The organism is Tianweitania sediminis (assembly GCF_017813335.1).
In the GTDB taxonomy this organism is placed as follows: Bacteria; Pseudomonadota; Alphaproteobacteria; order Rhizobiales; family Rhizobiaceae; genus Tianweitania; species Tianweitania sediminis.
Genome location: NZ_JAGIYY010000002.1, coordinates 615,082 through 636,816, shown reverse-complemented (window position 1 = coordinate 636,816; position 21,735 = coordinate 615,082). Strand labels below are relative to the sequence as shown.

Sequence of the window (21,735 nt, the reverse complement as noted above, 5' to 3'; positions counted from 1 at the left end):
CTGCGACTCAGCTATGCTGGCTGGCCGGCTTGGGTCAACGGGATTCTTTCCCCGGATTGATGATGATCTGTGAATCCGGTGCGCAAAGCGGCGGCGACCGCGCCTTTCCGCGCCCGGCCTGATAGCTAAGCCGGCACATCAGAGGTGACGAAGATCATGGCGGAAGCCGTCAGGAAACTCCCGGTCAGCGAGGCTCCCCTTTATCGGGAAGCGCCGCACAACATCGAGGCGGAACAGGCCCTTCTGGGCGCCATTCTCGTCAACAACGACGCATTCTACCGTGTGTCGGACTTCCTCAAGGTGTCGCACTTCCACGAACCGCTGCACCGCAAAATTTGGGAAGTCTGCGCGGAAATGATCCGCATGGGCAAAACCGCCACGCCCGTAACGATCAAGACCTTCCTGCCGTCGGACGCCCGCGTTGGCGACATGACCGTGTCGCTTTACCTCGCAAAGCTCGCAGCCGAGGCCGTGACGGTGATCAATGCCGTGGATTATGGCCGCGCGATCTATGATCTCGCCACCCGCCGCGCGCTGATCACGATCGGCGAGGACATGGTCAACATCGCCTACGACGCGCCGGTCGATATGGCGCCGCAGGAGCAGATCGAAGACGCCGAACGGCGCTTGTTCGAACTGGCGGAAACAGGCCGGTATGATGGCGGCTTCGAGTCGTTTTCAGACGCCATGAAGACCGCCGTGGACATGGCAAGCGCCGCGTATCAGCGCGACGGAGGCTTGTCGGGCATCGCCACCGGTCTCCGCGACCTCGATATGCGCATGGGCGGATTGCAGCGCTCCGACCTGATCATCATCGCCGGCCGCCCCGGCATGGGCAAGACGTCGCTCGCCACCAACATCGCCTTCAACATCGCGTCCGTTTATGAACCTGCCCAGCAGGCGGACGGCTCGTTTGAAGCCAAAAACGGCGGCGTGGTCGGCTTTTTCTCTCTCGAAATGTCGGCAGAGCAGTTAGCGACCCGCATCATCTCCGAGCAAACGGAAGTGCCCTCGTCCAAGATCCGTCGCGGCGATCTGACGGAAAGCGACTTCGACAAGCTGGTCGCTTATTCGCAGATGAACCAGAAGCTGCCGCTCTTCATCGACTCCACGGGCGGCATCTCGATCGCCCAATTGGCCGCGCGTGCCCGCCGCTTGAAGCGCCAGCGCGGGCTCGACATGATGGTGATCGATTATATTCAGCTCATGCAGGGCTCGAGCGCAAAGTCATCGCAGAACCGCGTGCAGGAAATCACCGAAATCACCACCGGCCTGAAGGCGTTGGCGAAGGAACTGAACGTTCCGATCGTCGCCTTGTCGCAGCTGTCGCGCCAGGTCGAAAATCGTGACGACAAGCGGCCGCAGCTATCCGATCTGCGCGAATCGGGTTCGATCGAGCAGGACGCCGACGTGGTGATTTTCGTTTATCGCGAGGAATACTACCTCAAGAACAAGGAGCCGAAGCCCGGGACGGACGAGTACCTCAAGTGGGAAGGCGAGATGAATGATGCGCGCGGAAAGGCGGAGATTATCATCGGCAAGCAACGTCACGGCCCGACGGGAACGGTGACGGTGTCCTTCCAGGGCGAGTTCACGCGCTTTTCCGATCTTGCGGAGGAAAGCCACCTGCCGGAGCGCTTCGAATAGCCTTGTCCGCTCCGTTTCCTCCGCCCTCGGGCTCCAGTGTCGACGCCCGCCTGGCGGGTGGCGAACTGGTGATCAACCTCGAGGCGCTCCAGTCCAACTATCGCCGGCTCGCTGAGGCAGCGCCCACGGCAGCCACAGCCGCGGTGGTTAAGGCCGATGCGTATGGCCTGGGCGTCGACGTCGTGGTGCCCGCACTCCTGTCCGCGGGGTGTGACACCTTCTTCGTGGCGATGCTGCATGAGGCGCTGGCGGTTCGCGCACTCGCGCCGGAGGCGCGCATTTTTGTGTTGAACGGGTTGTTCGGCAACGATACCGCCCAGACTTTCGTCGAAGCGCAACTGATCCCGGTTTTGAACACGGCGCGCGATGTCGCCGTGTGGGAAGCGCATGGACGAGCCGGTGGCGAGCCACTCCCTTGCGCCCTTCATGTCGACACCGGCATGAACCGGCTCGGCATGAATCTGGAGCAAGCGGTTGCGCTCGCGCGCGAGAACGCGCTGACGCGGGCGCTCAACATCGTCCTTGTGATGAGCCATCTCGCCTGCGCCGACCTTCCGGAACATCCTCACAACGCGCACCAAGCGAAGTGCTTTGCGCTCCTTCGGGACGCCTTCCCCGGCGTGGAAGCAAGCCTCGCCAACACAAGCGGCATCCTGCTCGGGCAAGCGTATCACCTGTCCCTCACCCGGCCGGGAATCGGACTTTATGGCGGCGTTGTTTTACCCGGTCTCGTCCTGGAGCCGGTGGTCACGCTGACAGCACGGATCCTGCAATTGCGCGATGCGGCGGCCGGCGAAGCGGTGAGCTATGGCGCAGCCACTCGCCTCCGCCGCTACAGCCGCCTTGCCGTGGTGGCCATTGGCTATGCCGACGGCTTTCCCCGCGCTTCTTCCGGAAGCGGCGTGCCCCTGCGAGAGCTCCAGCCGATCGGCGGATACGGCTTCCTTCACGGCCACGCTGTTCCGATCCTAGGCCGTGTCACCATGGATCTCACCATCTTCGACGTCACGGATCTTGCAGCGGATCTCGTGCGGGAAAACGATATGATTGAACTGATCGGTCCAAACATCCGGCTGGGCGATCTCGCCGAAGCAAGCGGCACGATCGGGTATGAGATCCTGACGCGCCTGGGGCGGCGCTTCCATCGCCGTGTCCTGGGAGCCGTTTGACCGTGGCCAAGGCGCGTTCGCAATTCATCTGCCAGAACTGTGGCACCGTGCATTCCCGCTGGGCCGGCAAATGCGATGGCTGCGGCGAATGGAATACCCTTGTCGAAGAAGGCACGGCGGGCGGGATCGGGAGTGGACCTTCATCCATGAAGTCGGCCCGCAAGGGCCGCGCGGTGACACTGACGTCCCTGGACGGGGAGATCGAAGACGCGCCGCGGATCGTGTCCGGCATCGGCGAACTCGATCGTGCGACCGGCGGCGGGTTCGTTCGCGGTTCGGCTTTGCTCGTGGGAGGCGATCCCGGCATTGGCAAGTCGACGCTGCTCACCCAGGCTGCGGCCGCGCTTGCGTCCAAGGGCCACCGCATCGTGTATGTTTCGGGCGAAGAAGCCGTGGCGCAGATCCGCTTGCGCGCGCAACGGCTGGGTGTGGCCTCGACCCCGGTGGAACTGGCGGCGGAGACGAATGTCGAAGACATCCTGGCGACGATCGCCGATGGCAAGCGGCCGGACCTGGTTATTCTGGATTCCATTCAAACGCTCTGGACCGACACGGCTGATTCGGCCCCAGGCACGGTGACCCAGGTGCGGTCTTCCGCTCAGGCGATGATCCGCTACGCCAAGTCCACGGGTGCAGCCATCGTGCTCGTCGGCCATGTCACCAAGGAAGGCCAGATTGCGGGCCCTCGCGTCGTGGAGCACATGGTGGACGGCGTGCTGTATTTCGAAGGCGAAGGCGGTCACCATTACCGCATCCTGCGCACGGTGAAGAACCGCTTCGGCCCGACGGACGAGATCGGGGTGTTCGAGATGTCTGATCGCGGTTTGCGCGAAGTCGCCAATCCATCCGAGCTGTTTCTGGGCGAGCGCAGCGCCAAGTCGCCCGGAGCCGCCGTCTTTGCAGGCATGGAAGGCACACGCCCCGTGCTGGTTGAAATTCAGGCACTGGTGGCGCCTTCGCCACTCGGCACCCCGCGCCGCGCTGTGGTTGGCTGGGACTCGTCGCGCCTGTCGATGGTGCTGGCCGTGCTGGAAACCCATTGCGGCGTGCGCTTTGCGCAGCACGATGTTTACCTCAACGTCGCAGGCGGCTACCGGATCAGCGAACCGGCCGCCGATCTGGCGGTTGCCGCGGCGCTTGTGTCGTCCTTGACCGGCCTTGCCCTGCCTGCCGATTGCGTTTATTTCGGCGAAATCAGCCTGTCGGGCGCCATCCGGCCGGTCGCCCATGCGTCGCAGCGAATGAAAGAAGCAGAAAAGCTCGGGTTTCGCCAGGCAGCGATGCCGGTGGTCGGAGAGGACGCCACCGGGGCGTTCTCAGCACGATCCTTTCAGCCCACGGTTCTTGCCGATCTTGTTGCGCGGATCGCGGCGACACGCCGAGGCAAGCTCGATGACGAATAACGGCGTGGTGGAACGCATTTTGGCCGCGGCGGAGTAAGGGGAACCATGCCGATCACATTGCTGGACGGAATTCTTATCGGGTTCACCCTCGTGTCGGCGCTCCTGGCCATGGTGCGCGGCTTTTCGCGAGAGATCCTCTCGATCGCATCCTGGGTTGCGGCCGCAGCGGCTGCCTACTTCTTCTATCCCGTCGCGGTGCCTTATGTGACGCCTTACATCGACAACGACCAGATCGCGCTTGCCGCTTCGGCCGCGATCATCTTCGTGATCGCGTTGATCGTCGTCACCGTGATCACCATGAAGGTTGCCGATTTCATCATCGACAGCCGGGTCGGCGCACTCGACCGCACGCTGGGTTTCCTCTACGGCGCTGCCCGCGGCATTCTGGTGGTCGCTGTGGCGCTGCTGTTTTTCTCCTGGCTCGTCGGCTCCAATCCGCCTGCCTGGATCACCTTCGCCAAGTCGCGGCCGTTTCTTGAAGATATCGGCGCACGAATCGAGGCTCTGCTGCCTTCGGACCCAGACGCCGACATTTTTGACCGACTGACGGGTCCCGACGCCAACGAAGCCACGCCGGCTCCCGAAGCGCCTGCCGATGCGCCAGTGGTGCCTCCTGGGACAGTTACGCCGGCACCAGCAGACGGCGTCACAAACAACTGAGTGGCGCAACGGCGCCGGCTACATTATATGAGCGCCTTAACCTCAGGGACGGGCCTGAAAGGTCCGCCCACAGCAGCCGTCGCGAGCTGAAGGGCCGTTAAACATGCAGGACGCCGTGCGCCAAGCCTCGAACGATCTCCGTTCCGAGGTCGATGACCTGTTCGGTGATGAACTTCATGAGGAATGCGGGGTTTTCGGCATCCTTGGCCATCCCGACGCAGCGACGCTGACGGCACTCGGCCTTCATGCGCTCCAGCACCGCGGCCAGGAAGCAGCCGGCATCGTCTCCTTCGATGGACGGCGATTCCATTCCGAGCGGCGCATGGGCCTCGTCGGCGATCACTACACCGACCCCGCAACGCTCGCGAAACTCCCCGGCACCATCGCCATGGGCCATGTGCGCTATTCCACCACGGGTGAAGTCGCGCTGCGCAACGTTCAGCCGCTGTTTGCTGAACTGGAAGTTGGCGGCATTGCAATCGCCCATAACGGCAACTTCACCAATGGTTTGACGCTGCGACGTCAGCTGATCGCCGGTGGCGCGATCTGCCAGTCGACCTCCGACACGGAGGTCGTGCTGCATCTCATTGCCCGTTCGCGCTACACGTCGACCTCGGATCGCTTCATCGACGCCATCCGCCAAATGGAAGGCGGCTATTCCATGGTGGCCATGACGCGCACGAAGCTGATCGCCGCCCGCGACCCGACCGGCATTCGCCCGCTCGTGATGGGCGAACTCGACGGCAAGCCGATCTTCGCATCCGAAACCTGCGCGCTGGACATCATCGGCGCCAAGTTCGTGCGTGACGTGGAAAATGGCGAGGTCATCATCTGCGAGATCCAGGCAGATGGCTCCATCTCGATCGACGCGCGCAAATCCGGCAACCGTCAGCCGGAGCGGCTTTGCTTGTTCGAATACGTGTATTTTGCCCGCCCCGATTCGGTCGTCGGCGGCCGCAGCGTTTATGTTGCCCGCAAGAACATGGGCATGAACCTCGCCAAGGAGTCACCCGTCGAGGCCGATGTGGTGGTCCCGGTGCCCGATGGCGGCACGCCGGCTGCACTCGGCTTTGCACAGCAGAGCGGCATCCCGTTCGAATACGGCATCATCCGCAACCATTATGTCGGGCGCACCTTCATCGAGCCGACGCAGCAGATCCGCGCTTTTGGCGTCAAGCTCAAGCACTCTGCAAATCGCTCCATGATCGAGGGCAAGCGGGTGGTTCTCGTGGACGATTCGATTGTGCGCGGAACGACTTCGTTGAAGATCGTCCAGATGATCCGCGATGCGGGCGCGCGCGAAGTGCATCTGCGCGTGGCAAGCCCGATGATCTACTACCCTGACTTCTACGGCATCGACACGCCGGACCGCGAAAAGCTGATCGCCAACCAGTACGAAACACTGGAAGACATGTGCCGCTATATCGGCGCGGACTCGCTGCAGTTCCTGTCGATCAACGGCCTTTACCGGGCTGTGGGTGGCGAAGACCGCAACAATGCGCGGCCGCAGTTCACCGACCATTACTTCACCGGTGACTACCCGACCCGCCTCCTCGACAAGGACGGCGAAACCATGGGCAGTAAGCTTTCCCTTCTTGCCAGCAACGGCTGAGATTGCGGCTCACCCCCGTCCCTGGGTGAGCCATTCTTCGTCAACGGTTTAATAGCCCATCGCCGAACCGGCCTCGGCGCGGCTGTCGATCGCGCCATAATAGCGGGCGGCGGCGCTGCCGTTCTCAATTTCCTCCAGGTTGCGGCCACCCACAAGTATGGCGGCGGCCTCGCCCCAGATTGTCCAGTTCTCGTCGATTCCGACGTCGTATCCCTGCGCCGCCAGGATCTTCAGGGTGTCCGGCGACAGCGCGAGGGGCTCCATGCGGACCTTGTCCGGCAGCCACTGGTGGTGGATGCGCGGCGCGTCGATGGCTTCCTGCACATCCATTCCGTGGTCGATGACGTTCATGATCGCGGACAGCGTGATGGTGATGATGCGCGAGCCGCCCGGGCTGCCGACCACCATGAACGGCTTTCCGTCCTTGGAAATGATGGTCGGGCTCATAGAAGACAAAGGTGACTTTTTCGGTTCGATGGCGTTGGCCTCACCCTGAACCAGGCCGTACAGATTAGGCACGCCCGGCTTGACGGTGAAGTCGTCCATCTCGTTGTTGAGCAGAATGCCGGTGCCTTCCGCCACCTTGGCCGTGCCGAACGACCCATTCAGCGTATAGGTCACGGCAACCGCATTTCCGTCCTTGTCGATGATGGAGTAGTGCGTGGTTTCCGTGGATTCGCCGAAGCCTTGCGGTTTCAGGCCCTCGCTCTTGCCCGCGCGATACGGATCGATCCTCCCTCGGATCTCAGCTGCGTATTCGTCGCTGGTCAGCTTCTCCACCGGGTTCTGCACGAAGTCGGGATCGCCGAGAGCCGTGTTGCGGTCAACAAAGGCATGGCGCATCGCTTCCACCATCAGCCGCGTTGTTTCAGCGGATCCGTAGCCGAGATAGCCGATCGGGTAGCCTTCCAGCACGTTGAGGATCTCGCAGATCACCAATCCGCCCGAAGACGGCGGTGGCGATGACACGATGTCGTAGCCCCGGTAGCCGCATGTCACCGGCTCCAATTCGCGAACGGCATATTGCTCGAAATCAGCCTTGGCGAGGATGCCGCCATTCGCCTCGCTCGCTTGGACGATCAGATCGGCGATCTCGCCCTTGTAGAAGGCGTCGGTGCCGCGCTCGGAGATTGCACTGAGGGATTTCGCGAGGTCGGCCTGCTTGAGAGTTGCGCCAAGCGCCAGCGGCTTGCCGTCCGTGAGGAAGATTTTTGCGGCGGCCGGATCCTGGGCGAGCCGCTCGTTGCTGCCGGCGAACGACGCAATGTCGCCGGCCTCAAGCGCGAACCCATCCTGTGCGAACCGGATCGCCGGTTGCAGGAGGCGCTCGCGTGGCATTGTGCCATATCTCTCGCGCGCCATCTCGAAGCCTGCCACCGAACCCGGTGTTCCGACCGCCAGGTAGGTTTGCGTGCTCGCATCGGGAATCGGGTTGCCGTCCTTGTCCAGGTACATCGTCTTGGTGGCAGCTAGCGGCGCGCGCTCGCGGAAGTCGAGGAACGTGGTCTTGCCGTCAGCAAGCCGGATGGTCATGAAACCGCCGCCGCCAAGATTGCCCGCCGTCGGGTAGACCACTGCCAGCGCGTAGCCGACCGCAACTGCGGCATCCACGGCATTGCCGCCGTCCTTCAGAACCTGGACGCCGACCTCGGTTGCGAGATGCTGGGCGGTGACGACCATGCCGTTGTCGCCCTGCGCCGGGGCTGGCGACGCGGCCGACGCAAAGGAAGTATGGCCGGCAACCGCGGCCAGGGCACAGAAGGCGGTGCAGGAAAGTCTCTGGATATGCCTCATGGTGGCTCCCCTCCTCCGGGAGAAGGACAGAATAGGCACCCCGCCCTGCGGCTCAAGGCGTCACGAGCTTGAGACCGACAATGCCAGCCACGATGAGGCCAATGCAAACAAGCCGCATCGCTTGCGCCGGCTCGCCGAACAGCCAGATCCCGAGCAGTGCGGTTCCCACCGTTCCGACGCCGGTCCAAACGGCATAGGCGGTGCCCAGCGGCAAGGTGCGGAGGGCCAGTCCCAGAAGGGCGAGGCTGATGATCATGGAAACGAGCGTCAGGCCGGTTGGAACGACCCGCGTGAAGCCGTTTGTGTATTTCAGGCCCACGGCCCAGCCGATCTCGAAAAGGCCGGCAACAACAAGAATGATCCAGGCCATCGCCAGATCTCCTTCATGGCGATGAGGTCGTCCTCATCCGGGATGATGATGAAAAGCGGGCCGTCCCGCCGCTGAACTAGCTAGGCTGCAGCGCGCCGCCGTCAACGGATCGCCCAAAGCCCGGGGTTACGCGCCGGACGAATTCATATTATCAGCCTCGCAAACGCTGACAGCAGGAGCTCCCCGCATGACCACCGCCCCTGATCTCACCGGCCGCATCGCGCTGGTCACCGGCGCTTCGCGCGGCATCGGCTATCAGATCGCCAAACAGATGGCGGCGGCCGGAGCGCATGTGATCGCAGTGGCACGTACCGTCGGCGGGCTGGAAGATCTCGACGACGATATCAAGGCCGAGAACAAGCAGAGTGGCAAGGGCGAAGCCACGCTGGTGCCACTCGACCTCATGGACATGGCCGGGATCGACCGCCTCGGGGGCGCGATCTTCGATCGCTGGGGCAAGCTCGACATTCTCGTTGCCAATGCCGGTGTGCTCGGGGTGATCGCGCCAATCGGGCATGTTGAAGCGAAGGTGTTCGAGAAGGTGATGCAGATAAACGTCACCGCAACGTGGCGCCTGATCCGCTCCGTTGATCCGCTGTTGCGGCGCTCCGACAGTGGCCGAGCCCTGCTGCTGTCTTCGGGCGCCGGCTCCAATCCGCGGGCGTTCTGGGGTCCTTATGCAGCGTCCAAGGCTGCAGTGGACGCGCTTGCACGCAGTTGGGCCGACGAAACCAAAAACTCGGCCTTGCGCGTCAACGCGGTTGATCCAGGAGCCACCCGCACCGCCATGCGCGCGCAGGCGATGCCCGGTGAAGACCCGAAGACCCTGCCGACGCCCGCGGAGGTCGCCGCACGGATCCTGGCGATCTGCGGAACCGACCGCACGGAGACCGGGCAACTGTTCCACGTGCGCGACAACCGCTTCAAGAGCTTCCGCCTGCCCGACTAACGCATCCGTCCCAAGCCGCCGCTCCGTTGCGGGGCTCCATGGGTGCCGCTAGATTGCCACCCTGCGCTTTCCCGCGCGGGATTTTCACGAGCCGCCATGAACCTTCGCGCCGACCCGCATAACAGCCGCCTGGATGATGCCGCACGCGCCGGCTGGCTTTATTATGTCGGTGGCAACACCCAGGATCAGGTTGCGGCCAAGCTCGGCGTGTCGCGGCAAACCGCACAGCGTCTTGTCTCCCTGGCCATGTCGGAAGGCCTGGTGAAGGTGCGCATCGAGCACCCGATCGCCAGTTGCCTTGATCTTGCGCAGCGGCTTCAGGAGCGGTTCGCGTTTGAGCTCGTGGAAGTGGTGCCGAGCGACCCTGGATCTGCCTCCACAACGCTGGGGATTGCGGATGCCTGCGCGGCTGAGATTGAGCGGCGGCTTCGCAGCAGCGAACCGCTTGTGCTCGGGATCGGCACTGGCCGCACCCTCAAGGCTGCCGTGGAGCGGCTCCCGGTTATGGATTGCCCGCAGCACAAGATCGTGTCGCTGACAGGCAACGTGGCTCCCGATGGCTCGGCCGCCTTTTACAACGTGCTGTTCAGCATCGCGGACACGGTGAAAGCGCGGTCGTTTCCCATGCCGCTGCCGGTGCTGGCCTCTTCGCCTGCAGAGCGGGAAACCCTTCACAGCCAGCCCATGATCCGCGCCACGCTGGAGCTTGCGGCCCTTGCAGATGTCACCTTTGTGGGGATCGGCGACCTCGGCCAATCGGCGCCGCTTTTTCTGGACGGCTTCATTTCGGCCGGGGACCTCGAGGCGCTGCAGCAAGCGGGTGCGATGGGCGAGATCCTCGGCTGGACCTTCGACCGCCACGGCTGCCTGATCTCGGGGCTGACGAATGATCGGGTTGCCAGTGCGCCGATCCCGTCGCGCGAGCGCTCGCTGGTGATCGGTATTGCGATGGGCGAGCGCAAGCAGCAGGCGGTGCTTGCCGCTGCAAAAGGCAAGCTCATCAACGGCCTCGTCACAGACGAGGCGACCGCGCAATCACTTCTGGGCTGACCCGGCAGCCGGAGCCGCCATCAGCCACGCCGATGTCACGGGCGAGATGTGGAGACAATTCGTCGATGAAGAGCTTGCGCTGAGGTGCGGTTGGCCGCCGACGGAAGATCGCATCGCGCAGCCATCTCAGAGGCCTGATCTGGCTGCTTGAGTCCGATCTTGAGGCCGTTCTTGTGGTGAAGGTCATGGCACCATCCTCTTTGCTGCTTGCATCAAGATGGCGGTTTGTGCCTTGATCGACCAATTGAACGTCGATCAGGATCGATAAGGCTGCCTTATGCCGAACGAGATCGCCAACCTGCCGCTCGCAGCCCTGCGGGTGTTTGAAGCTGCTGCGCGGCTGCTGTCCTTCACACGCGCCGCAGAAGACCTGCGGATGACGCAGGCTGCGGTGAGCTACCAGATCAAGGTTCTGGAAGAACGCGTTGGGGCGCCGCTGTTTTTGCGCAAACCCCGCCACGTGGAACTGACCGAGGTGGGCGCCCGCCTTGCGCCGATCGTCAGCGACGCCTTTGAACGGTTGCGTAGTGGTTACGACGAGGCGCGGGGTGAAACCCGATCCGTGCTGGCGGTCACCAGTACGTCTACCTTTGCGTCGCACTGGCTGGCGCCACGGATTGGGTTATTTCAGCTCCAGCACCCGCAGATCGCCGTTCGGCTCGACACGGAAAATCGCGCCCGCGATTTCACGCGCGAACAAGTCGATGTCGGGATCCGTGGCGGTTACGGCGTTTGGCCGGGAGTTGCAGCACACAAGCTCCTGCCGATCACCTTTACGCCGATGGCCAGCCCTGCCCTTCTCCATCGCCTGGGGACACCAAAGCGTCCTTCCGACATCCTTCAGATGCCAATCATCGACACGTCGGACATCTGGTGGCGGCTCTGGTTCAAGCATGTGGGGATCGCCGAAGACAGCCTCGAATCGCACCCGCAGAACGATCTCGGCGCCCAGTCCATGACGTCCAGTGCTGCGCTTGCTGGACGCGGCGTCGCCATACTCACGCCGCTGTTTTTTCAGGAGGCTCTGGCGAGTGGTGCACTTGTTCAGCTGTTTCCCGACCTCGGCAGCGATGGACAGCATTATTGGCTGGTTTATGCGCAGGCCCGACGAAATATCGCAAAAATTAAGGCTTTCCGCGACTGGCTGCTGGACCAGTTCGAGCCGAGCCTTACCTGATGAAGAACGTGGGAGGCCGCATCGCTTGCTGCGCCGCAACGACGAATCCATGTTGACTTCGCGCCTTAGCTTTGAACATTTGCCCAAGGCTGAGGCAATTGCTCGTAGCCCGTTCAAGGGAGGTTACCAAATGACCCTGAAATCACTCATGCTTGGCGCCTGCTCCACGCTTGCGCTGGCGAGCGTCGCACAGGCGCAATCCACAACGTTGACGATCGCGACGGTCAACAACGGCGACATGATCCGCATGCAGTCGCTGACAGACGACTTCACGAGCAAGAACCCGGACATCCAGTTGCAATGGGTCACGCTTGAAGAAAACGTCCTGCGCGAGCGCGTGACAACCGACATTGCCACCAAGGGTGGCCAGTACGACGTCATGACCATCGGCAACTACGAAGTGCCGATCTGGGCAAAGCAGGGTTGGCTGCTGCCGCTCGACAACCTCGGCGACAACTACAAGGTCGACGACCTGCTGCCCTCGATCCGCAGCGGCCTGACCTATGAAGGCAAGCTTTACGCTGCGCCGTTCTACGGCGAGTCCGCGATGATCATGTATCGCACCGACCTGTTCGAGAAGGCCGGACTGACCATGCCGGAAGACCCGTCCTGGGAATTCATCGCCGACGCCGCTCGCAAGATCACGGATCGCGACAACAACATCAGCGGCATCTGCCTGCGCGGCAAGGCCGGCTGGGGCGAGAACATGGCGTTCCTGACGGCGCTCACCAATTCCTTCGGCGGTCGCTGGTTCGATGAAAACTGGCAGCCGCAGTTCGACCAGCCAGAATGGAAGGAAGCGCTGCAGTTCTATGTCGACCTGATGAAGGACGCAGGCCCCTCCGGCGCGTCGTCCAACGGTTTCAACGAGAACCTGACGCTGTTCCAGCAGGGCCAGTGCGGCATGTGGATGGATGCCACTGTTGCGGCGTCCTTCGTGTCCGACCCAGACAATTCGACGGTCGCAGACAAGGTGGGCTACGCGATCTTCCCGAGCAAGGAAGGCGTCGACAACAATGGTAACTGGCTGTGGTCCTGGAACCTTGCGGTTCCCGCCGGTTCATCCAAGGCTGAAGCTGCCCAGAAGTTCATCGCCTGGGCGACCAGCCAAGAGTACACCGAACTCGTTGCTGACAAGGAAGGCTGGGCTGCTGTTCCTCCCGGCACGCGCACCTCGCTTTACGAGAACGAAGAGTACCTGAAGGAACCGTTCGCACAGCCAACGCTGAATGCGATCCAGGCCGCCAACATTACCGAACCTTCGGTGAAGCCGGTGCCTTATACGGGCGGCCAGTTCGTTGCGATCCCCGAGTTCCAGGGGCTCGGCACGACCGTGGGCCAGTTGTTCTCGGCAGCCCTTGCTGGTCAAAGCAGCGTGGATGATGCGTTGGCTCAGGCCCAGCAGGTCAGCGTGCGCGAAATGACGCGCGCCGGCTACATCAAGTAAGCGTCCTCCCAAGCACGCTTTGCTCCCGGCTGGGTCTCGTCCCGGCCGGGAGCGCACCTTCTCACCACAAAACTCGTATTTGTGGCCCGGGCTTGTTCCGGATGATCCTGCGCTAGATGACAATGAGCCGGCTGCGGTTTGGCCCGCCGGCGGAGGGGAGACGGAGGATGGCGACCAGACAAACGCGAACGCTCGCCCGTTTCATGATGGCGCCTTCGGTGCTGTTGCTTCTTGTCTGGATGATCGTCCCCTTAGCGATGACGTTGTGGTTCTCGTTCCAGAACTACAATCTGCTCAACCCCGCAAATGTCTCCTGGGCAGGCTTCTTCAACTACCAGTATTTCTACACCGATCCTGCCTTCTTCCAGGCAATCTGGAACACGCTTCTGATTGTCGGCGGCGTGCTGCTGATCACCGTCGTTGGCGGCACATTTCTCGCGCTGCTGCTTGATCAGCCGATGTTCGGCCAGGGGATCGTGCGCATCCTCGTGATCTCCCCCTTCTTCGTGATGCCGCCTGTGGCCGCGTTGATCTGGAAGAACATGATCATGCATCCGGGCTACGGCGTCTTTGCAAGCATCACGCGGTTCTTCGGCGGCACGCCGATCGACTGGTTTGCGCAATATCCGCTGTTTTCCATCATTCTGATCGTGGCCTGGCAGTGGCTGCCGTTCGCCACGCTGATCTTCTTGACGTCGCTGCAGTCGCTGGACGGCGAGCAGAAGGAAGCCGCTGAGATGGATGGCGCGGGCCTTGTTGCCCGCTTCTGGTACCTGACGCTGCCGCACATGTCGCGGGCGATCACGGTGGTGATCCTGATCCAGACCATCTTCCTCCTGGGCGTTTATGCCGAGATCCTGGTGACCACCAACGGGGGCCCCGGTTACGCATCGACCAACCTGCCCTTCCTGATCTACCGCACAGCGCTCCTGAACTACGACGTGGGTGGCGCGTCGGCCGGCGGTGTCATCGCCATCATCCTCGCCAACATCGTTGCGCTGTTTATCATGCGCGCGGTGGGCAAGAACCTCGATCGCTGAGGAGGACCGGATATGGCCCGCGCTGCTTCGACTTCGCAGAAAATCGCCTGGACCGTTGTGGCCTGGGCGGTGGCTTTCGTGATCTTCTTCCCGATCCTTTACACGGTAATCACCAGCTTCAAGACCGAACCGGAAGCGATTGCCGGCATCAACCTGATCCCGTCCGGCACGCTCAAGAGCTATATCGACGTGCAAACGCAGCGCGACTACTGGCGGCCGTTCACCAATTCGGTGATCATCTCACTCGGCTCCACCCTGCTGGCGCTGTTGATTGCTGTTCCCGCCGCCTGGTCGATGGCGTTCTCCCCTACGCGACGCACCAAGGACATCCTGATGTGGATGCTGTCCACGAAGATGATGCCGGCGGCGGCCGTTCTGGTGCCCATCTATCTTCTGTTCCGCGACTTTGGCCTGCTCGACAGCCGCATCGGTCTGACGCTGATGCTGACGCTGATCAACCTGCCGATCGTCGTTTGGATGCTTTACACCTATTTCCGCGAGATACCGGGCGAGATCCTCGAAGCGGCGCGCATGGACGGCGCCTCGTTGTGGAACGAGATCATCCATGTGCTGACGCCAATGGCCGTGCCGGGCATCGCGTCCACCATGCTTTTGAACATCATCCTGGCCTGGAACGAGGCGTTCTGGACGATTCGGCTGACCACCACCAACGCGGCGCCGCTGACAGCCTTCATCGCCTCCTTCTCGAGCCCGCAGGGCCTGTTTTGGGCGAAACTGTCGGCCGCATCCACGATGGCAATCGCGCCGATCCTGATCATGGGCTGGTTCTCCCAGCGGCAGCTCGTTCGCGGCCTGACATTCGGTGCGGTTAAGTAGCAGAGAGGCGATGCAGCGCACCTCGGCGGGGACTCGGTTTCGGAGAAAACATGGGCAAGATCAATCTCGAGCACGTTTCGAAGTCGTTCGGCGTCACAAGCATCATTCCGGACATCAGCCTCCAGATCGAGGACGGAGAGTTCGTCGTGTTTGTGGGCCCGTCGGGCTGCGGCAAGTCAACTTTGCTGCGGCTGATCGCGGGATTGGAAGATGTCACCAGCGGTACGATCCGGATCGACGACCGCGACGTCACCAACGCCGCACCTGCCAAGCGTGGTCTGGCGATGGTGTTCCAGTCCTACGCCCTTTACCCCCACATGTCCGTTTACAAGAACATCGCCTTTCCGCTGAAGATGGCGGGCGAGGACAAGGCGGTGATCGAACGCAAGGTACAGGATGCTGCGAAGATCCTGAACCTCACCAATTATCTCGACCGCCGGCCGGGGCAGCTTTCGGGCGGCCAGCGCCAGCGTGTCGCGATTGGCCGCGCCATCGTGCGCCAGCCCTCAGCCTTCTTGTTCGACGAACCGCTTTCCAATCTCGACGCGGCACTACGCGGCACGATGCGCCTCGAGATCAGCGAGCTACACCAGACGCTGAAAACCACGATGATCTATGTAACCCACGACCAGGTCGAGGCGATGACCATGGCCGACAAGATCGTGGTGCTGAACGCCGGCAACATCGAGCAGGCCGGCTCGCCGCTGGAGCTTTATCGCAGCCCGAAGAACCTGTTTGTCGCCGGTTTCATCGGCAGCCCGCGCATGAACCTGGTCGGCGGCGCCCAGGCGGCCAAGCATGGTGCTGAAACCATTGGCACGCGTCCGGAGCACATCGCCATCTCCCGCACCGAGGGCGAATGGCGCGGCACGGTTGGCGTTGCCGAGCATCTGGGCTCAGACACCTTCCTTCACGTCCATGTGGACGGCATCGGCCAGGTGACCGTGCGTGCAGACGGCGAGGCCGGGCTCCACACGGGCGAAACGGTTTTTCTCACGCCGGAGCCGGGCAAGCTGCACCGGTTCGGCAAGGACGGAGTGGCATTGTGAGTGGAAGACTTGAGGGCAAGAGCGCCCTCATCACAGGCTCGGCGCGGGGCATCGGACGTGCTTTCGCGGAAGCCTACCTTCGCGAAGGTGCGACCGTTGCAATCAGCGACATCGACCTCACGCGGGCTGAAGCCACTGCGGCGGAACTCGGCGATAAGGCCTTTGCAGTAAAGCTCGACGTGACCGACCAGACCTCCATCGACGCTGCGGTTGCGGCGGTGGAAGCCAGGGCTGGCGGGATCGACATTCTCATCAACAATGCCGCCCTTTTTGACCTTGCACCGATCGTCGAGATCACGCGCGCAAGCTTCGACAAGCTTTATGCCGTGAATGTCGCTGGCACGCTGTTCACGCTGCAGGCCGTTGCCAAGTCCATGATAAAGAGGGGCAAAGGCGGAAAGATCATCAACATGGCGAGCCAGGCCGGCCGCCGCGGCGAAGCGCTGGTGGCCGTTTACTGCTCCACCAAGGCGGCCGTGATCAGCCTCACGCAATCGGCGGGCCTCGACCTCATCAAGCACGGCATCAACGTCAACGCGATCGCACCCGGCGTGGTGGATGGCGAGCACTGGGATCATGTGGATTCGCTGTTCGCCAAATACGAGAACCGTCCGCTGGGCGAGAAGAAGAGGCTGGTGGGTGCTGAAGTTCCGTTTGGCCGCATGGGCACGGCCGATGATCTGACCGGCATGGCGGTTTTCCTCGCCAGTGCCGAAAGCAACTATGTCGTCGCACAGACCTACAATGTGGACGGCGGGAATTGGATGAGCTGACCCATGGCAACGAAACTTTCTGCCGCCACGCTGGCCGACCTGCCGGCGAAGGTCCCTGCGCCGGCCTATGATCGATCAAAACTCACGGCCGGCATCCTTCATTTTGGCGTCGGCAACTTCCATCGCGCCCATCAGGCCATTTATCTCGACGACCTTTTCGCCTCGGGCGCAGGACACGACTGGGCGATGATCGGCGCCGGCGTTTTGCCATCTGAGAGCATCATGCACGCCAAGCTCGCGGAGCAGGATTGGCTCACCACCGTGGTGGAACAGGACGAGGGCCACATGGAAGCCCGCGTGACCGGGCCGATGATCGACTTCATCCCGCCGGGCGCCACGGGACAGATCCTGGCCACACTTGCCGATCCCGCGATCCGCATTGTCTCGCTGACCATCACCGAGGGCGGCTATTTCATTGATCCGGCGTCGGGTAGGTTCAACCCGCGACATCCGGCCATCGCTGCCGACGCGCAGGCACCAGAAGCGCCTGTCACCGTGTTTGGACTGATCCTCGCCGGTTTGAAGCATCGACGCGCTGCAGGAACACCGCCGTTCACTGTGATGTCCTGCGACAACATTCCCCACAACGGCCATGTCACGCGCGACGCGGTGGCGGGGCTTGCCGACCTGCAGGATCCGGAACTCGCCGGCTGGGTGCGCAGCACGGTCGCTTTTCCCAACAGCATGGTCGACCGGATCACCCCAGCGACCTCCGACCGCGAGCGCACTATCCTGCGCGACGAATTCGGCGTTGAAGACAATTGGCCGGTGTTTTGCGAACCCTTCAAGCAATGGGTTCTGGAAGACAAGTTTCCCGGCGGTCGGCCGCCGCTGGAACAGGTCGGCGTCCAGTTCGTGCCGGATGTGGCGCCCTTCGAACTGATGAAGATCCGCATCCTTAATGGCGGGCATGCCACCATCGCCTACCCCGCCGGCCTGCTGGATGTCCATTTCGTCGACGAGGCGATGAGCGAGCCGCTGGTGAAAGCCTTCCTCAACAAGGTGGAGCGCGACGAGATCATTCCAACCGTTCCGCCCGTACCGGGCGTTTTGCTGGACGAGTACTACGAACTCATCGTTCGCCGCTTTTCCAATCCCAAGATCGGTGACACCATCCGCCGGCTGTGCCTCGACGGATCCAACCGGCAGCCGAAATTCATCGTGCCTACCATCGCCGACCGCCTGAAGGCGGGCGCCTCCGTCCATGGCTTGGCGCTCGAGTCCGCGCTCTGGTGCCGCTACTGCTTCGGCACGACCGATTCAGGCGCGATCATCGAGCCAAACGACCCGGCCTGGGATCGGATGCAGGCAACCGCAAGGGCGGCCAAAGAAGACCCTGCCGCCTGGCTCGCCATGGCCGACATTTATGGTGACGTTTCGCACTCGGAACCCTTCCGGACGGCCTTCTCAGCCTGGCTCACCATGCTCTGGGGCGACGGCACCAAGGCTACTTTGGAACGCTACCTCGCCAGCGGAAACCCATCTTCGGCAGGCTTGTGACCATCAAGCTGGTAATTTTCGACTGCGACGGCGTGCTGGTGGACAGCGAGCCGATTGCGGTCGAGATCCTGGTTGATCACATTGCGCGGGCCGGTGGTGCGGTCACTCCCGCACAGGCGTATGAGGCGTTTCTCGGCCGCAGCATGGCAACGATCCGGGGCATCCTTGCGGATCAGTTCGATCTTCGCTTCAGCGAAACACAGATGGACGCCATGCGCGCCGACACCCGCAGGCGGCTCGCCGCGGAGCTGAAGCCAATCCCCGGCATCGCTGCTGCGCTGTCTGCGCTGCCGGCGCCCTTCTGTGTCGCCTCGTCCAGCCAGCCGGATCGCATTCGGCTATCGCTGCGGGTCACGGAGCTACTCGCCTTCTTTGAGCCGAACATCTACAGTTCGACGATGGTTGCGCGCGGTAAGCCCTTTCCCGATCTGTTTCTTCACGCGGCCCACAGCATGGGCGTCGATCCATCAGCCTGCCTTGTGGTGGAAGACAGCGCACCCGGCATCGAAGCCGCGAAGGCAGCCGGCATGCGCGTGCTGGGCTTCGCCGGCGGAACCCATGCCACACCGGGCAAGCTCGCTACTGCCTTCGAGCGGCTGAAGCCCGACGCGATCTTTTCGGATATGCGCGAGCTCAACTCGCTTCTGCATGCTGTGGCGGTGCGGACCGCCTGATGCCGAAAGGGGATCTCGTGTGCGCCGTCGATGTCGGGACCGGCAGCGCCCGCGCCGGTGTGTTCGACGGCAGCGGAAATATGCTGGGCCGGCAGGACCATCCCATCGCGATGCACCAGCCGTATCCCAACTTCGCGGAGCATAGCTCCGAAAACATCTGGAATGCCGTATGTGCTGCCGTGAAGGCCGCGGTTGCGCAGGCAGGGGTAGAACGCGTGCGCATCGCCGGCATCGGCTTCGGTGCAACCTGCTCCCTTGTGATGCGCGACAAGCAGGGCGAGCCGCTCAGCGTATCCCCTTCAGGCGACAACCAATGGGATACCGTTGTTTGGCTCGACCACCGCGCGATCGAGGAGGCGGACGCCTGCACGGCAACCGGTCACCCGGTGCTGCAAACCATCGGCGGGCGGATGTCGCCGGAAATGCAGGTGCCGAAGGCCATGTGGCTGAAGCGCCATCTGCCCCATCAATGGGAGCGCTGCGGCTTCCTGTACGACCTTGCAGATTTCCTTACCTGGAAGGCAACGGGGTCCAGCGCCCGCTCGCGTTGCACGCTGACCTGCAAGTGGACCTTCGAGCCGGATCGGGCGTCACCCTGGCACGGCGACTTCCTGTCGGCCGTGGGCCTTGAGGATTTCCTCCTTTGTGGCGGGCTGCCGAACACGACTGCCAGACCTGGCGACCCTCTTGGCACGCTCACCGATGCCGCCGCAGAAGCGCTTGGCCTCTCGTCCGACTGCCGCGTCGGGCCTGGATTGATCGATGCCTATGCCGGTGCGCTTGGCGTGCTCGGCCAATATGCCGGCGCCCCTGACATCCTGCGCACCCAGCTGGCGCTGATCGCCGGCACGTCGAGTTGCCTCATGACCCTTTCTCCGGACCCTATCGCCATCCCCGGCGGCTGGGGTCCCTATCCCGGCGTTACGCTACCACAATCGTGGGTGACCGAGGGCGGGCAATCAGCCACTGGCGGGTTGCTGGACCACGTGATCCGTGCGCATGGCGCCGGAGGTGAACCCACATCGGCCATGCACAGCAGGATCTGCACCAGGATCAACGAGTTGCATGCTGCAGAGGGCGAGGCCTTTGCCAGGCGCCTTCATGTGCTGCCGGACTTCCATGGCAACCGGACGCCCTTTGCCGACCCTCATGCGCTGGGAGTCATCTCCGGGTTGTCGCTCGACGCGTCGTTCGACGGCTTGTGCCGGATCTATTGGCGAGCCGCGGTGGCGATCGCGCTTGGCACGCGGCAAATCCTCGACAGCCTCCGGGCGGCTGGCGCAGCGGTGGAAACGCTGCATGTCGCGGGCGGCCATGCCCGCAATCCCCTGCTGCCGGAGCTTTACGCCGATGTAACCGGCCGCGAAGTCATCGTACACCACGACGGCGATGCCATGCTGGCGGGAAGCGCCATGTGCGCCGCCGCTGCCGCCGGCCTGCATGGCTCCTTGGAAAGGGCCTGCATCGCCATGGGAAAATCAGGGCGAAGCCAATTGCCCAAGACGGACGTCAAGGCTCGCTTCGACCGCGACTACGCCATCTTCCTTCAGATGCAGCGTCATCGGACGGCAATCGAGGCGCTCGACCCCTAATCCTCCGCGCCCTGCCCCAAGTGCTTTCGCTTGGCTGGCTTTGGCGCCGCGTGAAGGCGTCCGGTAGGCAGATGCTGGCTCTGCGCGAGAGTCCCGGAACCAGCATGAGCCAGCCCCTTGATTTGAACGCGCGGCAAACCAGCATCGCTGCCATCGGCTTCGTGACCTGCGCCTACTCGCTTTTTGCGATTCATGATGCTGGCATCAAGCTGCTGGTTGCCGGCTTCACGGTGTGGCAGGTGCTTTGCCTGCGCAGCATCACCATCCTCTCCGGCTTTGCCCTTGCCGGGCGTTGGGATGTTTACCGCGACGCCATTCGATCGCCGATCATCAAACCGATGGCGTTCCGGTCCCTGGTCATCCTTGGCGCCTGGATCTGCTACTACACGGCGGCTGCCGATCTGCAGCTGGCGGAACTGACCACGCTTTACTTCGCCGCGCCGATCATCACCACGCTGCTTTCGATCCCGCTTCTCGGCGAAAAGGTGACGCCGCTGCGCTGGTTCGCCGTGCTGACCGGGTTTGCCGGTGTGCTTGTTGCCAGCAACCCAGCCCAGCTCGGCTTCAGTGTGCCTGTGATCCTGGTGCTGATGGCGGCCGGCTTCTGGGCCTACTCGATCATCCTGTTGCGGCAGATCGCGCTTTCCTCTCCCACAAGCATCCAGATGGTGCTCAACAACCTGTTTTTCCTGATCATCCTCACCGTGCCGATGATCGTGACATGGGTCACGCCGACATGGGAACAGGCAGCGCTCCTGCTTGGCGCCGGCGTTTTGGCGGGCGTCGGCCAGTTCACCCTCTTCGAAGGGATGAAGCGCGCGCCCGCATCGGTGGCTGCCTGCTTTGAGTATTCCGCGCTGTTGTGGTCGTTTCTGCTCGGCTACCTGATCTGGCGCGACGTTCCGCGGCCGGAAGTGTTCTTGGGCGCGCTCCTGATCGTCGTCGCGGGTATCGTGATCGTGTTCGGCGAAACGCGTCGACGCCGCGCTTAG

At 62.8% G+C, this 21,735-nt stretch carries 19 protein-coding genes; 17 read left to right on the top strand and 2 right to left on the bottom strand.

Going from position 1 to position 21,735, the window contains the following annotated elements; genetic code table 11:
- Positions 1 to 156: 156 nt before the first annotated feature.
- From J5Y06_RS10080 to purF, 5 genes are all read left to right on the top strand, one after another.
- Positions 157 to 1,647, top strand: a complete 1,491-nt coding sequence (locus tag J5Y06_RS10080) for a replicative DNA helicase (RefSeq protein WP_209334994.1) — start codon at positions 157 to 159, stop codon at positions 1,645 to 1,647.
- 2 nt (positions 1,648 to 1,649) lie between these two features.
- Complete coding sequence (gene alr, locus J5Y06_RS10075; RefSeq protein WP_385931205.1) at positions 1,650 to 2,816, top strand: alanine racemase; 1,167 nt, start codon at positions 1,650 to 1,652, stop codon at positions 2,814 to 2,816.
- 2 nt (positions 2,817 to 2,818) lie between these two features.
- Positions 2,819 to 4,219: a DNA repair protein RadA gene (gene radA, locus J5Y06_RS10070; RefSeq protein ID WP_209334993.1), complete on the top strand. Its 1,401-nt coding sequence runs from the start codon at positions 2,819 to 2,821 to the stop codon at positions 4,217 to 4,219.
- A 45-nt stretch (positions 4,220 to 4,264) separates the two neighbouring features.
- On the top strand, positions 4,265 to 4,879 hold the full coding sequence (locus J5Y06_RS10065; RefSeq protein ID WP_209334992.1) for a CvpA family protein: 615 nt from the start codon (positions 4,265 to 4,267) through the stop codon (positions 4,877 to 4,879).
- A gap of 103 nt (positions 4,880 to 4,982) precedes the next feature.
- Positions 4,983 to 6,491 (top strand): amidophosphoribosyltransferase, encoded by a 1,509-nt coding sequence (gene purF / locus J5Y06_RS10060; RefSeq protein WP_209334991.1) that lies wholly within the window; start codon positions 4,983 to 4,985, stop codon positions 6,489 to 6,491.
- A 48-nt stretch (positions 6,492 to 6,539) separates the two neighbouring features.
- Here the strand turns inward: purF and ggt are convergent, their stop codons facing one another.
- A complete protein-coding gene (ggt, locus tag J5Y06_RS10055; RefSeq protein WP_209334990.1) occupies positions 6,540 to 8,285 on the bottom strand; it encodes a gamma-glutamyltransferase in 1,746 nt (581 codons plus the stop codon).
- Positions 8,286 to 8,337: 52 nt separating this feature from the next.
- A complete protein-coding gene (gene sugE / locus J5Y06_RS10050; protein ID WP_209334989.1) occupies positions 8,338 to 8,655 on the bottom strand; it encodes a quaternary ammonium compound efflux SMR transporter SugE in 318 nt (105 codons plus the stop codon).
- Between the two features lie 187 nt (positions 8,656 to 8,842).
- Here sugE and J5Y06_RS10045 point away from each other — a divergent pair, with 187 nt between their 5' ends.
- The 12 genes from J5Y06_RS10045 (at position 8,843) to J5Y06_RS09990 (ending at position 21,735) form a co-directional block, all read left to right on the top strand.
- The gene (locus J5Y06_RS10045) at positions 8,843 to 9,604 is read left to right on the top strand and encodes an SDR family NAD(P)-dependent oxidoreductase (protein WP_209334988.1); all 762 of its coding nucleotides are present in this window, start codon (positions 8,843 to 8,845) and stop codon (positions 9,602 to 9,604) included.
- Positions 9,605 to 9,700: 96 nt separating this feature from the next.
- Positions 9,701 to 10,654 carry a sugar-binding transcriptional regulator gene (locus J5Y06_RS10040; RefSeq protein ID WP_209334987.1) on the top strand — a complete coding sequence of 318 codons (954 nt, stop codon included), beginning with the start codon at positions 9,701 to 9,703 and terminating at the stop codon, positions 10,652 to 10,654.
- Positions 10,655 to 10,931: 277 nt separating this feature from the next.
- A complete protein-coding gene (locus J5Y06_RS10035) occupies positions 10,932 to 11,831 on the top strand; it encodes a LysR substrate-binding domain-containing protein (protein WP_209334986.1) in 900 nt (299 codons plus the stop codon).
- A gap of 130 nt (positions 11,832 to 11,961) precedes the next feature.
- Positions 11,962 to 13,278, top strand: a complete 1,317-nt coding sequence (locus J5Y06_RS10030) for an ABC transporter substrate-binding protein (protein ID WP_209334985.1) — start codon at positions 11,962 to 11,964, stop codon at positions 13,276 to 13,278.
- 167 nt (positions 13,279 to 13,445) lie between these two features.
- Positions 13,446 to 14,318, top strand: a complete 873-nt coding sequence (locus J5Y06_RS10025; RefSeq protein ID WP_209334984.1) for a carbohydrate ABC transporter permease — start codon at positions 13,446 to 13,448, stop codon at positions 14,316 to 14,318.
- 12 nt (positions 14,319 to 14,330) lie between these two features.
- Positions 14,331 to 15,155 (top strand): carbohydrate ABC transporter permease, encoded by an 825-nt coding sequence (locus tag J5Y06_RS10020; RefSeq protein WP_209334983.1) that lies wholly within the window; start codon positions 14,331 to 14,333, stop codon positions 15,153 to 15,155.
- Positions 15,156 to 15,205: 50 nt separating this feature from the next.
- On the top strand, positions 15,206 to 16,204 hold the full coding sequence (locus J5Y06_RS10015) for an ABC transporter ATP-binding protein (protein WP_209334982.1): 999 nt from the start codon (positions 15,206 to 15,208) through the stop codon (positions 16,202 to 16,204).
- Positions 16,201 to 16,977 carry an L-iditol 2-dehydrogenase gene (locus J5Y06_RS10010; protein ID WP_209334981.1) on the top strand — a complete coding sequence of 259 codons (777 nt, stop codon included), beginning with the start codon at positions 16,201 to 16,203 and terminating at the stop codon, positions 16,975 to 16,977. The genes J5Y06_RS10015 and J5Y06_RS10010 overlap by 4 nt, the downstream gene beginning before the upstream one ends.
- Before the next feature lie 3 nt (positions 16,978 to 16,980).
- The gene (locus J5Y06_RS10005; RefSeq protein WP_209334980.1) at positions 16,981 to 18,477 is read left to right on the top strand and encodes a mannitol dehydrogenase family protein; all 1,497 of its coding nucleotides are present in this window, start codon (positions 16,981 to 16,983) and stop codon (positions 18,475 to 18,477) included.
- Positions 18,474 to 19,151, top strand: a complete 678-nt coding sequence (locus tag J5Y06_RS10000; RefSeq protein ID WP_209334979.1) for an HAD family hydrolase — start codon at positions 18,474 to 18,476, stop codon at positions 19,149 to 19,151. Before J5Y06_RS10005 ends, J5Y06_RS10000 begins: the two co-directional genes overlap by 4 nt.
- Positions 19,151 to 20,743: an FGGY-family carbohydrate kinase gene (locus J5Y06_RS09995; RefSeq protein ID WP_209334978.1), complete on the top strand. Its 1,593-nt coding sequence runs from the start codon at positions 19,151 to 19,153 to the stop codon at positions 20,741 to 20,743. Before J5Y06_RS10000 ends, J5Y06_RS09995 begins: the two co-directional genes overlap by 1 nt.
- A 104-nt stretch (positions 20,744 to 20,847) precedes the next feature.
- On the top strand, positions 20,848 to 21,735 hold the full coding sequence (locus J5Y06_RS09990) for a DMT family transporter (RefSeq protein ID WP_209334977.1): 888 nt from the start codon (positions 20,848 to 20,850) through the stop codon (positions 21,733 to 21,735).

Bases quoted from the DNA above. Each gene is read 5' to 3' on its own strand.
- J5Y06_RS10065 (WP_209334992.1), top strand. From the start codon at position 4,265: ATGCCGATCACATTGCTGGACGGAATTCTTATCGGGTTCACCCTCGTG.
- J5Y06_RS10030 (WP_209334985.1), top strand. From the start codon at position 11,962: ATGACCCTGAAATCACTCATGCTTGGCGCCTGCTCCACGCTTGCGCTG.
- J5Y06_RS10080 (WP_209334994.1), top strand. From the start codon at position 157: ATGGCGGAAGCCGTCAGGAAACTCCCGGTCAGCGAGGCTCCCCTTTAT.
- J5Y06_RS09990 (WP_209334977.1), top strand. From the start codon at position 20,848: ATGAGCCAGCCCCTTGATTTGAACGCGCGGCAAACCAGCATCGCTGCC.
- J5Y06_RS10020 (WP_209334983.1), top strand. From the start codon at position 14,331: ATGGCCCGCGCTGCTTCGACTTCGCAGAAAATCGCCTGGACCGTTGTG.
- J5Y06_RS10025 (WP_209334984.1), top strand. From the start codon at position 13,446: ATGGCGACCAGACAAACGCGAACGCTCGCCCGTTTCATGATGGCGCCT.
- J5Y06_RS10035 (WP_209334986.1), top strand. From the start codon at position 10,932: ATGCCGAACGAGATCGCCAACCTGCCGCTCGCAGCCCTGCGGGTGTTT.
- sugE (WP_209334989.1), bottom strand. From the start codon at position 8,655: ATGGCCTGGATCATTCTTGTTGTTGCCGGCCTTTTCGAGATCGGCTGG.
- J5Y06_RS10015 (WP_209334982.1), top strand. From the start codon at position 15,206: ATGGGCAAGATCAATCTCGAGCACGTTTCGAAGTCGTTCGGCGTCACA.
- purF (WP_209334991.1), top strand. From the start codon at position 4,983: ATGCAGGACGCCGTGCGCCAAGCCTCGAACGATCTCCGTTCCGAGGTC.
- J5Y06_RS10005 (WP_209334980.1), top strand. From the start codon at position 16,981: ATGGCAACGAAACTTTCTGCCGCCACGCTGGCCGACCTGCCGGCGAAG.
- J5Y06_RS10045 (WP_209334988.1), top strand. From the start codon at position 8,843: ATGACCACCGCCCCTGATCTCACCGGCCGCATCGCGCTGGTCACCGGC.
- J5Y06_RS10040 (WP_209334987.1), top strand. From the start codon at position 9,701: ATGAACCTTCGCGCCGACCCGCATAACAGCCGCCTGGATGATGCCGCA.
- J5Y06_RS09995 (WP_209334978.1), top strand. From the start codon at position 19,151: ATGCCGAAAGGGGATCTCGTGTGCGCCGTCGATGTCGGGACCGGCAGC.
- ggt (WP_209334990.1), bottom strand. From the start codon at position 8,285: ATGAGGCATATCCAGAGACTTTCCTGCACCGCCTTCTGTGCCCTGGCC.